11 protein-coding genes are annotated in these 14795 nt (G+C 54.7%); 10 read left to right on the forward strand and 1 reads right to left on the reverse strand.

Going from position 1 to position 14795, the window contains the following annotated elements:
• The first annotated feature begins 130 nt into the window (after positions 1 to 130).
• From ACO2Q8_RS14155 to ACO2Q8_RS14200, 10 genes are all read left to right on the forward strand, one after another.
• Positions 131 to 874, forward strand: coding sequence for a hypothetical protein (locus ACO2Q8_RS14155; protein WP_423345478.1), 744 nt, complete (start codon positions 131 to 133; stop codon positions 872 to 874).
• 106 nt (positions 875 to 980) lie between these two features.
• Complete coding sequence (locus ACO2Q8_RS14160) at positions 981 to 2282, forward strand: hypothetical protein (protein WP_423345479.1); 1302 nt, start codon at positions 981 to 983, stop codon at positions 2280 to 2282.
• A 22-nt stretch (positions 2283 to 2304) separates the two neighbouring features.
• Entirely contained in the window at positions 2305 to 4116 is a 1812-nt protein-coding gene (locus ACO2Q8_RS14165) for a T9SS type A sorting domain-containing protein (protein ID WP_423345480.1), read from the forward strand.
• Positions 4117 to 4151: 35 nt separating this feature from the next.
• Positions 4152 to 4700, forward strand: a complete 549-nt coding sequence (locus tag ACO2Q8_RS14170) for a hypothetical protein (protein ID WP_423345481.1) — start codon at positions 4152 to 4154, stop codon at positions 4698 to 4700.
• 667 nt (positions 4701 to 5367) lie between these two features.
• Positions 5368 to 8538 (forward strand): SusC/RagA family TonB-linked outer membrane protein, encoded by a 3171-nt coding sequence (locus ACO2Q8_RS14175; RefSeq protein ID WP_423345482.1) that lies wholly within the window; start codon positions 5368 to 5370, stop codon positions 8536 to 8538.
• Between the two features lie 21 nt (positions 8539 to 8559).
• On the forward strand, positions 8560 to 10026 hold the full coding sequence (locus ACO2Q8_RS14180) for a SusD/RagB family nutrient-binding outer membrane lipoprotein (RefSeq protein ID WP_423345483.1): 1467 nt from the start codon (positions 8560 to 8562) through the stop codon (positions 10024 to 10026).
• A gap of 95 nt (positions 10027 to 10121) precedes the next feature.
• On the forward strand, positions 10122 to 10577 hold the full coding sequence (locus ACO2Q8_RS14185; RefSeq protein WP_423345484.1) for a hypothetical protein: 456 nt from the start codon (positions 10122 to 10124) through the stop codon (positions 10575 to 10577).
• A gap of 123 nt (positions 10578 to 10700) precedes the next feature.
• Complete coding sequence (locus ACO2Q8_RS14190; RefSeq protein ID WP_423345485.1) at positions 10701 to 11849, forward strand: pyridoxal phosphate-dependent aminotransferase; 1149 nt, start codon at positions 10701 to 10703, stop codon at positions 11847 to 11849.
• Positions 11850 to 12011: 162 nt separating this feature from the next.
• Positions 12012 to 13037, forward strand: a complete 1026-nt coding sequence (gene aroB, locus ACO2Q8_RS14195) for a 3-dehydroquinate synthase (RefSeq protein WP_423345486.1) — start codon at positions 12012 to 12014, stop codon at positions 13035 to 13037.
• Positions 13038 to 13162: 125 nt separating this feature from the next.
• A complete protein-coding gene (locus ACO2Q8_RS14200) occupies positions 13163 to 13699 on the forward strand; it encodes a DUF4136 domain-containing protein (protein WP_423345487.1) in 537 nt (178 codons plus the stop codon).
• Positions 13700 to 13793: 94 nt separating this feature from the next.
• On the opposite strand, the gene gldA is transcribed toward ACO2Q8_RS14200, so the two are convergent.
• Positions 13794 to 14732, reverse strand: a complete 939-nt coding sequence (gene gldA / locus ACO2Q8_RS14205; protein WP_423345488.1) for a gliding motility-associated ABC transporter ATP-binding subunit GldA — start codon at positions 14730 to 14732, stop codon at positions 13794 to 13796.
• Positions 14733 to 14795: the final 63 nt, after the last annotated feature.

Here is a 14795-nt window from a genome sequence, read left to right on the forward strand (position 1 = left end):
TGCTATTTTCTGGGAATTCTGTGCTAACCGCCTGCTGAGAGCCTGGGCTACCTTTGTTGCCGTAAGGTAATCGCCGACTCACCTGCAAGCAGTTTGGCCGTCTAATGATTTTTTTTCCACACCAATTCCCATGCAAAAAGTACACGTAGTAACCGTCTTCGCCTTGTGCCTGACGATCCTTTGCGGCTGCGAAGAAAGCGCTATTGAGCGCCAGAGTCTGACGGCACGAGCCGGTGGCGTCGTCGGCAATACCCTTCCAGAAGGCAATCCCTCTCCAGGAGGCAATCCCCTTCCAGAAGGTACCAGTTCGGGTGGGCAATCGTTGCCGTACCCAACTATTACCAGGAGAACGTTTATTCCAGACTATGATCTGTGGGCTCACACCAAGTGCCACACCTGGCGGATTGAGTGGCCGGAATACCCGGCCGGTACTGATCCGAACAAGATTCCAACGGTCTTTACACTATCCAACGGCGCACTCAACAGTTTCGATTACCTGAACGCCCAATCGGCCTCCAACACGTACAAGACCCATTTCAACCTGTACCACAACGCCCAGCTGGAAATGTCCAGTACGCTGTGGGACGAACTGATCTATTCGTTCAACGCTGGCGATCAAATGGAAATCACCTGGTTCAACAAGACGAATATTTCGGTAAAGAGTCTGGAACACTGGGTAAAAGAGCGGCCAGCCCTTTTCGAAAACAACTGGGTGGATAATAATCAGGAGCCTCCGGTCTATCAGCAGGGCGATATATTCCTCTTTAAGGTAATGAATTTGGATCCAACGATCCTGAACCGCTACGGCGGTATTCGCATCGTCTCCATGTCGCCCCGGATTATTGAAGTCTACCTGGCCGTTCCGAACAACTAACTAGTTCCGCTTTCCCATGCCGTAAAGACAACTTGGTGCAGACAACTGCACCGGGTTAGGAGAGCTATATCTTCTATTCATCTTAACCAATTAATTTCTCAAACTCATGCGTCCGTTTTTTTCACACCTCTTTCTAAAAGTCTGCCTTGTCGGCTTTCTGTTCACCCCTAAACAATTGCTGGCCCAGCAATGGTCGGCGTCGGGCGGCAACCTCTACGTGTTGCCCGGTGTACGAGTGGGTATCGGAACGATTGCTCCTTCCCGCAGCCTGCACGTGACGGGCGAAGCGGATCAGTACATCCGCCTTTCATCTTACGGTGGCACCTCACTATCTAACCACGCGGCTGGCCTCGAATTGCAACGGATCATTCCGAGCGGTGGCCCGACCAGTAGCTGGTCCATTGTCAACGAAGACCACCTCCGCTTCCGGCACAACGGCAACCTGATGTTTGCCATGACTCCCAGTATGGCCCGGTTGGGCATCAATGTTGATAACCCGGTTGAGTTCACTATCTACGGGAAAAATGTCACCAAGTCGGGTAATTCGGTGGTCGACGGTGCCCTGCGCCTGCACTCAAAGGTCGGAACCAATATTCACATGCTGGCCCTCGACGGCAACCAGATTGAAAGCAGTGATCCGCTGTACATCAACAACGATTCGGAACAGAACGTCCACCTCGCCAACGGCGGAGGCAAGGTGAAAGTGGGAACGACCGACAACGAAGCCCGGTTTAGCGTAGCGTCGGAAAGTGACATGCAACTCAAATTGATCAATCCGGGCAACGGCGGAGCAGCCTGGCGCATTGGCGTCGCCAACGGGAGTTGGGCTGCGGGCGACGGAAAACTGGTCTTTTCGAAAACCGCCAGTTCGTCGGATGCTACGATGGTCATTACGCCCGCCGGAAAAGTGGGCATCGGCCTGACAAACCCCTCCAAAACGTTACAAGTCAACGGCACCACCTCGACTAAAGTCCTCGAAATCACGGGCGGGGCCGACCTGGCCGAACACTTCGACATCGAAGCAAGCGAAACGCCGTTGCCCGGCTCGGTGGTGAGCATCGATCCGGAAAAACCGGGTCAACTGCGCGTGTCCCACCAAGCCTACGACAAAACCGTAGCCGGGATTGTGAGCGGAGCGGGCGACGTACAGCCGGGCATGCTAATGGGACAGGTCGGCACGCTCGCCAGCGGCCAACATCCGGTGGCCCTGACGGGGCGGGTGTATTGCCGGGTCGATGCCGGTTTCGGGGTCATCCGGCCGGGCGATCTGCTCACCACTTCGCCCACGAGCGGCCACGCCATGAAAGCGACTGACCCAACCAAAGCGCAGGGAGCGATTATTGGTAAAGCCATGACCTCGCTCGAAACGGGTAAGGGACTGGTGCTGGTGCTGGTTAGTCTTCAATGAGGTACGACAATTTGTAACCAACATGAAAGCCATTCCTTTTTTATTCATCTGTTTGATCGGCCTGTTCGGCGGGTTGGCGGTGGCCCAGAAAAAAGTGCCGTATTCGTTCCGGTATCAGGACGGGCCACATCAGGCCGATACGTCGGGCCAGGGTCAACTCCGGTTTTTGACGCAGGTGACGCAACCCACTACAACGCTTCTGCGGTTGTATTTCGCCGGAACGCAATTGGGCGACAATAGCTACCTGGTGCTGGAAGGCACCGACGGTGCCCGGCAGGAACTCCGGAAGCCGGACCTCGAAAACTGGCACTATAGTTCGGCCTACTTCAACGGCCAATCGGTGAAGGTGTCGCTCTTCGCGGCTGCCGGTGAGCGTAACTCGGTACAAATTTCGGAACTAAAGGTCACCGACCCGCAGGCCGTTCCAAACCGGAACGGCCGACCGGCGACCGGCGATCTGGGTGCTTCGGCCCGAACAGCGGCTTCGACCACCACCACAAACGTCACCGAAACACACCCCCACGCGAAGGCCGTGGGGCGATTCACCAACGGCGTTGAGTCGTGGGGTACAGGCTGGATTGCGCCCAACGGGGCCATTGTGACGTCATCCATTACCTCCAATAAGGTCAAAAACGAGTCCTATGACGTCATTGAGTTCAATGTGCCGTCTTCCATTGGGTTCACCGTGCAGCACCCTTCTCCACAGGATCAGTATCCAGTCTCAACTGCATCCAACGATGTGGTTGAAAGCAACAGAGTGGTTCTCTTTAATGTTTGGGTTGACGGCAGTCATAGCAGTGTTGGACAAGCTGCCAGTTACGCCATTCTCACACCGCTGCCCAACAGCACGGGTCTGCGGCCCGGCGAACGGCAGGGGGAGTATTTTCGCATCTCAACAAACCCCAGAAGTTCGGATATTCATGATGCAGGCAACGTTCCGGCAGACGTATTGCATTACGGGGCCTCTCCTGGTGATAATTACAATGGGCAATACCGAACGCTGCATGTGTACCCGACGTCGCTGATGGAACAGAATGAGTACCTGTCGACTAACCTTGAACTCGGCGGAGATCGCGACTTTTTTGTTCTTTACGGCGGGGCGGGCTTGGTAAACATGGTTGGAGCGGGACCGGCCGGAAGCGACCGGGGTGCTCCGGTCACCTATGGCGGAACAAACATAGCCATGGGCGTACACGAGTATGGTAATACTGACTTGCCTTCGGTGGGCGTCGGGTTTCGGGACGATGAATTTCGCAACGATCTGGCCCGGTTCTTCACCGAAAAATCGGCCTACCTTGACTGGAATGGAGTAAGCAACCAACCCAACGGCCAGATTCACAAGCCTTATCTTACCGTGCAACAGGCGGCTCAACATGCGCCCAACGAGTACACGGTTTATGTCGCCGGAGGAACGTACCCGGGGGCCGTTACATTTAATCGGCCTTTGACGCTGCGGGCACCCGTCGGCACCGTCAGGATCGGAGCCAGCCCGGTGGGCGCACGGAAAGCGGCCGGACCGACCATTCCCCCACACTGGCTGGAAGAAGGGCCGTCGTTCGATCGGGAATCGGCGGAAAACCGCCGGGTACGGGTTTGGCCCAATCCCTTCAAGGAGCAGACCGAAATCAATTACCCGTTCGCGGAAGGAGGTCCGGTATCAGTACGCATCCTCAGCACAGCGGGCGTCCCCATCGCTACCCTAGCCGCATCGGGTCAAACCGGAGTGTCCTGGAACGGCACCGACCAAAGCGGAACCCCGGTTCCGGCCGGGCTCTACCTCGTGCAGGTCAACGACGGCAAACAGATCATAACGACCAGAGTATTGAAGAAGTAAACGTTCCTCTCAGTATCTACAAAAAACTAAAAATTATGAAAAATTTAATTGCAACAGTCATTTTGAGTGTCGTGCTGGCAGGTGCCGCATTCGCTCAGGCACCGTCGAAAACAGTGGTGGGAAACAACGACAGGACGCGGGTCGCCGTGGTCGAATTCACACCCGGCCCAAAGGCGTCGGGCATGTCGCACGAAGCCAAACGGCAACTTCAGGCCAGCATTGCGTTCCGGCTGATGAAAACCAACCAGTTTGATATTTACGATGTCCGGCACACAAGGGAAGCGTCGCAAGCCGACCTGGCGGCTGTCAACGGCGCTTCGACGACCGCTGCGGTGCGGGTCGGCAAGCAACTCAAGGTCAAATATGTGCTGACGGGGACCGTCGATGAATACAACACGGAAGGCTCGGCTACGCTCAAAACCCGGCTTGTAGAGGTGGCCACCGGCAAAGTCAGACACTCCGACGAATTCTCGCACCAGAGCACGAAAGAGATGCGTACGGGCGGTGATGTCGAAATGAAGACGAACGTGCTGCTGCCGATCACCCTGAAGCTGGCGGCCACGCTCGCGGCAGCAGCGCTTTGATCGTTCGCAGGTAGTGAGGGTTTCAAGGGGTTGCTTACGTTGACCCGCAAGGCTGAAATTTACCCAGACACCCTCTGATGAACACAAGCGATTTAAAAACGCCTGCTAAAACAGGCGTTTTTTTTGAACTTTATCCAGAATTAATTTTACCTATTTAATAGGTACATTTGGTAAATGTCATTTTTCTAAAAATTTTGTACGTATATATCTAAAAAAATAGCTATTAAATTTGGCAGATATATTGTTTTGCTTAATTTTGGTTTATCAACAAACCACAGTGACTTCTTCTTTCCTCCGGATCTTTCCGCTGGCCGCACTACCGGACTGATCCAACCCGAATCGACAGGACTTGCAGGGAGCAAGACCGATTCGGCTGATCTGCCTGAATAAACCAGTGCAGGTTTTTGTTTCGTTTCGCCTTAACTGAGAACACATTACCGACTGTCTGGCCGGTTGGGTTGCGTATTGCCTTTTGCAACACCGACAGATCGTTCGGAGACAATACTGAACCGCCGGACTAAACCGGTGATCAGTCATTGCCATGCGCCCGGTTGCGGAGGGCGGTTCGGCGAAGCGGCCAGTGTCCGGCCGTCCGACGCACCGGGTTTGCATGACAATGATTCCCGACTATCCATCTTTTACACGTTATTTAACCTAATCTAATTGTATGAGGAGAACGCTACTTTTACTAGTAGGGGTGCTCTGGCTATCGATGGCTGTGGCCACAGCACAGACACGGACACTCACGGGTATCATTACGGCCGCCGAAGAAGGGCCGCTCCCCGGAGCCAATATTGTCATCAAAGGCAGCACCGTCGGAACTACGACCGACAACCAGGGCAAATTCAGCCTGAAAATTCCCACGGAAGACGTAACGCTGATCATCAGTTCGATCGGTTTTCTGACCGAAGAAATTCCGGTCGGCAACCGATCAACGCTCGAACTGAGCCTGAAATCCGACGTAAAATCCCTGGCCGAAGTCGTCGTAACGGCGTTTGGGGTCGAAAAAGATGTGAAATCACTGGGCTACGGCGTTCAGGAAATCAAAGGCCAGCAACTGACCGAAGCCCGGGCCACCAACGTCGTCAATGCCCTTTCCGGGAAAGTGGCCGGCTTGCGGGTTAGCTCAAACGGTGGACCGGGCAGCGGTTCGACCATCCAGATCCGGGGCGCTTCCTCGGTTTCGGGCAACAACCAGCCGCTGATCGTCATCGACGGGGTGCCGATTCAGCAGTCGTTCGACAAAACACGCGGATCGGGCATTTCGGAAGTCAACCCCGATAACATCAAGGAAATGAGCGTTTTGAAAGGCCCCAACGCGGCCGCGCTCTACGGTTCGCGGGCTGCCAACGGGGTTATTTTGATTACGACCAAAAACGGCGCCGGCACCAAAGGCATCGGCGTTGAAATCAACTCCAACGTGACCTTCGAACGGCCGTGGATCAAACCGAAGTTCCAGAACATTTACGGCGGGGGCAACGGCTACCGAACCTGGTACAACGACGGCTGGTCGGGCGCCATCACGGACCCGCTGGAAATTCAGCAATACCGGGCTGCGTACCCGAACGGCCCGCTGAGCGGCACGGAAGGCACCGATGAAAGTTGGGGCGCGCCGATGGACGGTCGGCTGGTCCGGCACTGGTGGTCGGGCAAGGAAGTGGCTCCGCTGACGCCCAACCCGAACAACTGGGAGGATTTCTGGCAAACCGGCCAGACAATTACCAACAACGTTGCACTTTCTGGCGGAAACGAAAAAGGCAGCTTCCGGTTGTCGGTTGGTCGGCTCGACCAAAAAGGAATTGTGTATTACAACGATTACTACCGGAACAACTTCAAGTTCAACTCGGCGTACAATTTTACCGATAAGTTCAGCGCCACCATCTCGGCGGAATACCTCAAGTCGGGCGGTAACCGCAGCTACAGCAGCGGACAGGAATTTATTTGGTCGCACCGGCAAACCGACTGGACCAAACTGCGCAACTGGCGCGATTACACGGACGTACACATTCAGCGCGCGCTGCCCGGAAAACCGGCCGATACCGATCCGCCGAACTGGCAGCATACGTATTTCACCAACCCGTATTATTCGTCGGAATTATTGCCGGATAACAACGAGAAAGACCGGCTGGTGGGCAACATCGCGCTCAACTACAAAATTCTGCCGTCGCTGAGTTTGATGGTCCGGAGCGGAACCGACGTCTGGACCGACACCCGGATTGCCGTCACGAACTTCGAGCGGGTCCGGAACGGAAACCGTACGCCCGGCGCTTTTCTGGAAGAAGTGCTGCGTCGGCAGGAAACCAACCACGATGCTATTCTGACGTTTAACAAAACGCTTACGCCGGACTTCACGACCAACATCCAGGTGGGCGGGATTTCGCGGACGAACTACTACAAACGGAATTACCTGAGCGTGGGCGAACTGGTCGTCGACGGGCTTTACAATGCCTCCAATGCCAACCCGAGCCGGAATACCGCCCAGAGCGCCATTGAAAAATCGCAGGTGAACAGTGTATTCGGATCGTTTGAGCTAGGTTACAAAAATGCGCTATTCCTGAACGCAACCGCCCGTAACGACTGGTCGAGCACGCTGCCCTCGGACAACCGCTCGTACTTTTATCCGTCGGTTTCGGCTAGTGCCGTTGTCACCGATCTGCTGAATTTGCAAAGCAATATTCTGTCGTTCGGGAAAATCCGGGCCAGTTGGGCGCAGGTTGGGAACGATGCGCAACCCTACCAGTTGCTGCAAACCTTCCGGGCCGGAACGTCGTGGGCCGGTTCGACACCGGAGTTCTACGAAAACACCCAGATTGCCAACTCTACCCTGCGGCCCGAAATCACGACCGGAACCGAGCTAGGATTGGACCTTCGCTTCCTGAAAGGGTTGATCGGCCTGGACGTGACGTATTACGATCAGGTCTCTCGCGACCAGATTCTGGCCGTTGAAATCTCGAAAGCCAGCGGGTACAACTCCCGCGTCCTGAACGCCGGGAAGATTTCCAACAAAGGGCTGGAAGTGGTGCTGACCGGTACGCCCATCAAAACCGCTACCGGATTCAACTGGGAAACGACCCTGAATTTCTCGCGCAATCGCAACAAGGTGCTTGAACTGGCCGAAGGCCTGACCACCTACACCCTGGCTACGCGGCAGGGCCTGATCACCGAAGCGCGCGTCGGACAACCCTACGGGAGCTTCTTCGGAACCGGTTTTGACCGCGCACCCGATGGCCAGATTATTTACGGCGCCAACGGTTTGCCGGTTGTTTCGACAACGCCCCGCACGCTGGGCAATATCCAGCCCAAATGGACCGGCGGCTGGTTAAACAGCTTCACCTTCCGGGGCATCACGGTTTCGGCGCTTATCGACGTGAAATGGGGCGGTGACTTCTTTGACGAAGGTACCGGAACGGCCCGCTGGACCGGCCAGTACGAAGAAACCGCCGTTGGCCGCGAAGAAGGCGTGATTGGCAAAGGCGTCTACAACGCCGGGACCGCCGAAAACCCGAACTATGTACCCAACACCGTGATTGTACCGGCCCGGACGTTCTACGCCTACAACAACCCGCGCAGCTACCACGAAGCCTCGATCTACGACGGTAGTTATGTCAAACTCCGTGAAGCCACGATTGGCTATCAGTTTCCGACGACCTTCCTGAACCGGATCAAAATCCGGTCGGCCAAAATCTCGCTGGTGGGCCGGAATCTGGCGATGCTGTTCAAGAACACCACCCACGTCGATCCCGAGGTGGATCGTTTCGGGGGCAACCAGCAGGGTTTTGCCTACGGCGAATTGCCCAGTTCCCGCAGCATCGGGGCCAACCTGAGTCTGTCATTCTAATTCCGGAAAACGATTTTATCTATGAAGATCATAAAAGCACTTTTTCTTAGCCTGGGTCTGATCACGCTGGCGGGTGCCTGCACGTCGGAGTTCGACGAAATGAACGTCAGCCCGAACGATCCGACTTCCATTAGCCCCCAGTATTTGCTCCCGTATGCTCTCGAAGCCTCCATCGACCGCTACTGGGGCGTCCGGACCCGGTTTGAGCGGCTGAACCTCGACGGAGCCATGTGCTGGATGCAGTACCTGACGCGCAACATCTACGCAAACGAAGGCGACAACTACGAGGTATCGGTCGGTTTTTACACCAACAACTGGAAGGGTTTCTTCAACGATGCGCAGGTCAATTATCAGCGGATCATTACGCTGGCGGGCCCGGGTGGTCAGTTCGAAAACCCCAACTACGAAGGCGTGGCGCTGGTGATGCGCTCGTGGGTGTTTTCGCTACTCACGGATGTGTACGGCCCGATTCCGTATACCGAAGCGCTGAAAGGAACGGCGGAAACCCCGAACTATACCCCGGCTTACGATCCGGTCGAGGTGGTTTATGCTGGTTTACTCAACGACCTGAAAACCGCCAATGAAAAACTGAGCGTAACCGGTCCGGGGATTTCGGGGGATATCCTCTACAACGGAGATATTCTGAAATGGAAAAAATTTGCCAACTCGCTGCGGCTGCGCCTGGCGAACCGCCAGGCGGTTAAAAAACCGGCCGAATCGAAAGCCATCATGGCCGAAATTCTGGGCGATGCGACGAAGTTCCCGGTTTTCACGAGCAACGCCGACAACGCCCGGCTGGTCAACTCGGCGGTATTGCCCAGCAACAACGAATGGCACCAGGTCATGATTCAGGACGGCCGAACCGATTGGAACATCAGCAAGACGCTGGCCGACCGGCTTAACGAACTCGGCGACAGCCGCATCACGGTGTATGCCCAGCCGAACAAAGCCGGGAAATACGAAGGCCACGCCAACGGCCTGCCCGATGCCGTCGCTACTACCTACCTCGGCACCAGCTCGGTGCTGGGTACCTACTTCACGGCCGCTACGGCACCCGCTGTGCTGATGACCTACGCCGAACTCAACCTGATTCTGGCCGAAGCCGCTGCCGATGGCGATATCACGGGCAGTGCGCAGTCGTATCTGGAAAAAGGTGTCACGGCATCGTTCGAGCAATACGGTCTGACGGTTCCGGCCGGTTATCTGACGAAGATTGGGACGGCGACAAAAGCAACCATCCTGGAGCAGAAATGGATTGCCCTCTTCGGGCAGGCCATCGAAGCCTGGACCGAATACCGCCGGACAGGCCTGCCGGTTTTGCCCGCCAAAGACACCCGGGCGGTTTTCTCAAACGACGGCGTGTTGCCAACCCGCCTGAAATACCCCACCTCGGAATATTCGCTCAACAAAACGAGCCTCGACAAAGGCATCGCGACGCTGGGCGGTTCCGACGATATGAAAACCAAACTGTGGTGGGCCGAGAAGTGAGGGGACGGGGCCGCCCATGCGGTGAAGAATTAAGAGTTAAAAATTAAGAATTAATCTGGAGGATGCTATTTATGAAGAACTATAAATGCCTTATCTTGAGTACGTTACTGGCAGCAGGTAGCTTACTGGCCGGATGTGAGAAAAAAGAAGATCCGTTTGTGGATCGGGTGGTGGCCCCGGTGCTGGTGGTGGTCGAAGGCGCTTCCGACGGGGGCGGTCTGACGGCCGAACCGGTGGTTACGCAGAAGATCTCTGCGCCAGTTACGATGTCGGTGAAAATTTTTGAACTCGACAAAAGCGGTATTCTAGACTACACCGTCGGCATCGACTCGATTCCGGTTACTTCGCTGGCGATCAAGCTGACCAAACGCGACGGCACCGCCATTGCCGATCTGACCACCGACAATACCGGGAAGGCATCGCTGACGAAGACCTGGGCCGAACTGGGCATTACGGCCCCGGCTGTGGGCAGCAGCGTTTCGCTCACGTGGCGGGGCGAATACAAAGGCCAGGCCTTTTCCCGGCTGTCGCGGGTGCAGGGTGTGAATTAAGAACTACCATCGGTCAGTCGTTCGTGTTTTTCGGTTACTCAGTTCGCTGACCAAACCGGGAAAGACGGACGGCTGACTCCGTACTTATAAACGAATAAATAAACATCTAACCAATTTCGAATTATGTCTCTTAATCGTCGTGAATGGCTCCGGTCCGGATTGTTGGCCGGTGTAGGTTTAGCGGCTGCTCCTGCGGCTTATTGTGAACCCTGGCTCGACAAGCCGGAGTGGACCACCGCCCTGCCCCCGACCGCTCCGAAAGGCGCGCTGAAGGCCCGTCTGTCGGCCAACGAAAACCCGTACGGCCCGTCACCCAAAGCGATCAAAGCAATCAACGAAGCGGCTTCGGAAGGCTTTCTGTATCCGTTCCAGTACGGGATGCAATTGCAGAAGATGATTGCGGAAGAGGAAGGTGTTTCGCCCGAACAAATCCTGCTGTCAGCCGGTTCGGGGGCGCTGCTGCATGCGACGGCGCTGGAGTTTGCCCACAAAAATCCGGGCGGTAGCGTGCTGTCGGCCGATCCGACCTACGAGCAACTCGTTCGGGCGGCTGTCATGCACGGCATGGCCTGGGACAAAGTACCCCTGACCTCGGGTACCTACGACCATAACCTGGAAGAAATGGAGAAGCGGGTTAACGACAAAACCAGCCTGGTGTACCTCTGCAACCCCAACAACCCGACGGGCGTGACGATCAACCCCGAAAGCCTGCGGGCCTTCGTGGACCGCGTGTCGGCCAAAAAACCGGTTTTTGTCGACGAAGCCTACATTCACTACACGGGTGACCCGAAAAAATATACGGTGATTGAAAACATCAAGAAGGGTCAGAACGTGATGGTGGCCAAGACGTTCTCGAAAATCTACGGCATGGCCGGTTTACGGATGGGCTACATGGTCGGCCAGCCGGAAACACTGAAAGCCATCTCGAAATGGGGCGGTGGGGCCGGAAACCTCAGTATGACGACCCTGCGGGCGGCTCTGGCCTGTTACAAAGACGAAGAATTCATCAAGTATTCGTTGGGCAAAGGACTCGAAGCCCGCGAATTCCTGTATGCCACGCTGAAGCAGAACGGTTACACCTACCTGCCGTCGGGCACCAACTTCGTGCTGTTTCCGATCCGGATGAAGGGTGACGATTTCACGAAGAAAATGATGGACAACGGCGTGAGCGTCCGGCAGTGGAAGTTCGACGGCCAGTTCTGGTGCCGCGTGAGCCTGGGCACGATGGAGCAGATGAAATACTTCGCCGATGCGCTGAAAGTGATTTCGTAACGTACCCCGTACCCACGGACTTTAGTCCGTGTGAACCAGTATGCCGTTAAGTTGAACCAACTACTGGATCACAGAAGCTCTCACGGACTAAAGTCCGTGGGTACGGGGTGTTGAAATCGCTCCCGAAGGTGTACCTTTGGGAGCGATTTCTGTAAAACCTCTATGTCAGTTCTGATTTCTCCCCTCGCCGAAAGCCTGCCGTCGTTTCTAAAGCAGCGCAATTATTCGGCCATTGCGGTTTTAGCCGATACCAATACCAAGCGTTTCTGTTATCCGCAGGTAAAAAATTTTTTACCGAAACATAAAATTATTACGATTCCGGCGGGCGAGGAACACAAAAATTTAACGACTTGTGAGACCGTCTGGCAGGCATTAACCGACGCCCAATTCGACCGGCACGCGCTGCTTATCGACCTCGGAGGGGGCGTAATCGGCGATTTAGGCGGTTTTTGCGCGGCAACGTACAAACGCGGCATTGATTTTATCCAGATTCCGACCACTTTATTGTCGCAGGTCGATGCCAGTGTGGGCGGAAAGCTAGGTATTGACTTTCACGGATTTAAAAACCATATTGGGGTCTTTAAATTACCGGAAGCCGTCCTGATCGATACGGTTTTCTTTCAAACATTACCCGAGTTGGAGCTGCGGTCGGGATTTGCCGAAATCGTCAAACACTGTTTGATTGCTGATGCCTCCAAATGGAATGAAATCCGTCGCCGGGATCTGCACCAGCAGGACTGGAATGATCTGGTGACACATTCCGTTGAAATTAAAAAAAATATCGTCGAACAAGATCCAAATGAGCGCGGAATCCGTAAGATATTGAACTACGGTCACACGCTGGGTCATGCGCTGGAAACGCATTTTTTGGCGGACCCGAAACGCCGGTTGCTGCACGGAGAAGCGATAGCCGCCGGGATGATTGCCGAAGCCTTTATCGCGGAGCGAAAAGGGTTGATTCAACTCCGGCTCCTGGAGCAAATTGAAGAGTACCTTTTTTCAGTATACGGCCGGGTCAGCCTCACGGATGCCGACCTGGAGCCGGTTCTGACGTTGACATTGCAGGACAAGAAAAACCGGAACGGACAGGTGCGCATGGCGCTGCTCGACGGCCCCGGCAGTTGTACGTACGATGTGGTTGTTACAAAGTCCGAAATGCGCCGGGCTTTGGCCTATTACCGAACCTAAACTGTAAGCGGACCGTTAACGCGGATTTCTGAACTTTACAGACAGAAAATCAATTAAATAGTGTGATTTCCTAACCAGTTTTGTCTATAAGATTCACTTTTACCACTTTGTTAAACAGTCCGTTTATGAAACATTTTTTTGGCGTTCTTGTGTTGCTGGCCGTCGTTTCGCTGGCAGGCTGCATGCCCGGTAAGTTATTTGTCGAACACGACTACAGTTACGAAGGGCATTTTAAAAATTACGAGTCTTTTAATTTTCTGGAATGTGAATACATCGACTCTACGCTACTTTGTTCCGATATTCAGGAAGCGATTCGGCACCAGATGGAAGCCCGGGGTTATAAAGTCGCCAACCGATCGCCGAACCTGCTGATCTCCTACAACATTTTCCGCAACGACCTGCGTTTCCGGGGCTACCAGCAACCGGTTATCAAGGACTGGGTGGTCAGTGAAGACGGTGACGCAACCTATAAGCGCATCGATTACAACCTGGATGAAGGTACCCTGATGATCTCTTTGATCGATGCAGAAACCTATCAGGTCATCTGGAAGGGCTACGCGTCGCGGGTCACCCGAAATCCGAACTTTAAAAACAACTACTTCAAGGGCATCGTCCGATCCATCTTCGACCAGTATCCGCTGCTGGCAACGGCGAGGAAATAAGAACTCTGTTGAATAGCGAATAATGAATATCAAATAACGAATATCGAAATTGGTTCTGCCAGCACAGCCTTCGTTATTCGCTATTCGATGTTCATTATTCGTTATTCATTGTTAACTGCTTAAAGATTCCTTCCAGATTGTTTTCCTGCTGTTTCAGCCCAACGAGTGTCAGCTTTTTATCGGCAGCCAAGCGGAAAACCGCAGCGCGCAGATCGCTGTTTTTATCGGCTGTCAGCCGGTAGCGCCCCTCCCCCAGTGCCTCAACTTCCTGTATACCAGGCAGTTCATTCAAAACAGTCTCGTCAATCAGATCCTGCTCAAATTCGGCAATGACGGCTAGCGAATCGCCGGAGATTGCCTGCAAGTCACTCAGCAAACCATCGGCTACGATGCGCCCCCGGTTGATGATGATCACGCGGTTGCAGAGCGCTTCGACTTCCTGCATGATGTGCGTCGAAAACAACACGGTTTTTTCGCGCCCAATGGTTCGGATGACCTGCCGGATTTCAGTCAATTGGTTCGGGTCCAGGCCGGTCGTCGGTTCGTCCAGAATCAACACCGGTGGATTATGAATCAGCGCCTGGGCCAGCCCAACGCGTTGCCGGTAGCCTTTCGACAACTGTCCGATCTTCTTGCGCTGCTCCAGCCCCAGCCCGACCAGTTCGATCATTTCACTGACGCGCTGGCGCAAAACCGCCCCCCGCAGTCCGTGCAGTGCTCCGGCAAATTGCAGGAATTCCTTTACGTACATGTCCAGATAGAGCGGGTTGTGCTCCGGCAGGTAGCCCAAACTGCGCCGAACGTCCAGGGAATGCGTTCGGACGTCAAAACCGTTTACTTCCACGGTGCCGTCGGTCGGAGGCAGATAGCCCGTCGCGATTTTCATCGTCGTCGATTTACCGGCCCCGTTTGGCCCCAGAAAGCCGACAATCTCGCCCGGCTGCACCGTAAACGAAATTCCGTCGACGGCCCGTTGAGCCGTTGTCCCCGGACGGGTATACAGTTTGGTCAGATTTTTTACCGCAATGGACATTCAATAGACATTCATCAACACAAAAGGCACTGTAACAAGGCGCAAGGTACGAAAGCAAGCGGA

Origin of the sequence: Larkinella sp. VNQ87 (assembly GCF_049445795.1) — a bacterium.
In the GTDB taxonomy this organism is placed as follows: domain Bacteria; phylum Bacteroidota; class Bacteroidia; order Cytophagales; family Spirosomataceae; genus Larkinella.

Bases quoted from the DNA above. Each gene is read 5' to 3' on its own strand.
- ACO2Q8_RS14155 (WP_423345478.1), top strand. From the start codon at position 131: ATGCAAAAAGTACACGTAGTAACCGTCTTCGCCTTGTGCCTGACGATC.
- ACO2Q8_RS14180 (WP_423345483.1), top strand. From the start codon at position 8,560: ATGAAGATCATAAAAGCACTTTTTCTTAGCCTGGGTCTGATCACGCTG.
- ACO2Q8_RS14160 (WP_423345479.1), top strand. From the start codon at position 981: ATGCGTCCGTTTTTTTCACACCTCTTTCTAAAAGTCTGCCTTGTCGGC.
- gldA (WP_423345488.1), bottom strand. From the start codon at position 14,732: ATGTCCATTGCGGTAAAAAATCTGACCAAACTGTATACCCGTCCGGGG.
- aroB (WP_423345486.1), top strand. From the start codon at position 12,012: ATGTCAGTTCTGATTTCTCCCCTCGCCGAAAGCCTGCCGTCGTTTCTA.
- ACO2Q8_RS14190 (WP_423345485.1), top strand. From the start codon at position 10,701: ATGTCTCTTAATCGTCGTGAATGGCTCCGGTCCGGATTGTTGGCCGGT.
- ACO2Q8_RS14200 (WP_423345487.1), top strand. From the start codon at position 13,163: ATGAAACATTTTTTTGGCGTTCTTGTGTTGCTGGCCGTCGTTTCGCTG.
- ACO2Q8_RS14170 (WP_423345481.1), top strand. From the start codon at position 4,152: ATGAAAAATTTAATTGCAACAGTCATTTTGAGTGTCGTGCTGGCAGGT.
- ACO2Q8_RS14165 (WP_423345480.1), top strand. From the start codon at position 2,305: ATGAAAGCCATTCCTTTTTTATTCATCTGTTTGATCGGCCTGTTCGGC.
- ACO2Q8_RS14175 (WP_423345482.1), top strand. From the start codon at position 5,368: ATGAGGAGAACGCTACTTTTACTAGTAGGGGTGCTCTGGCTATCGATG.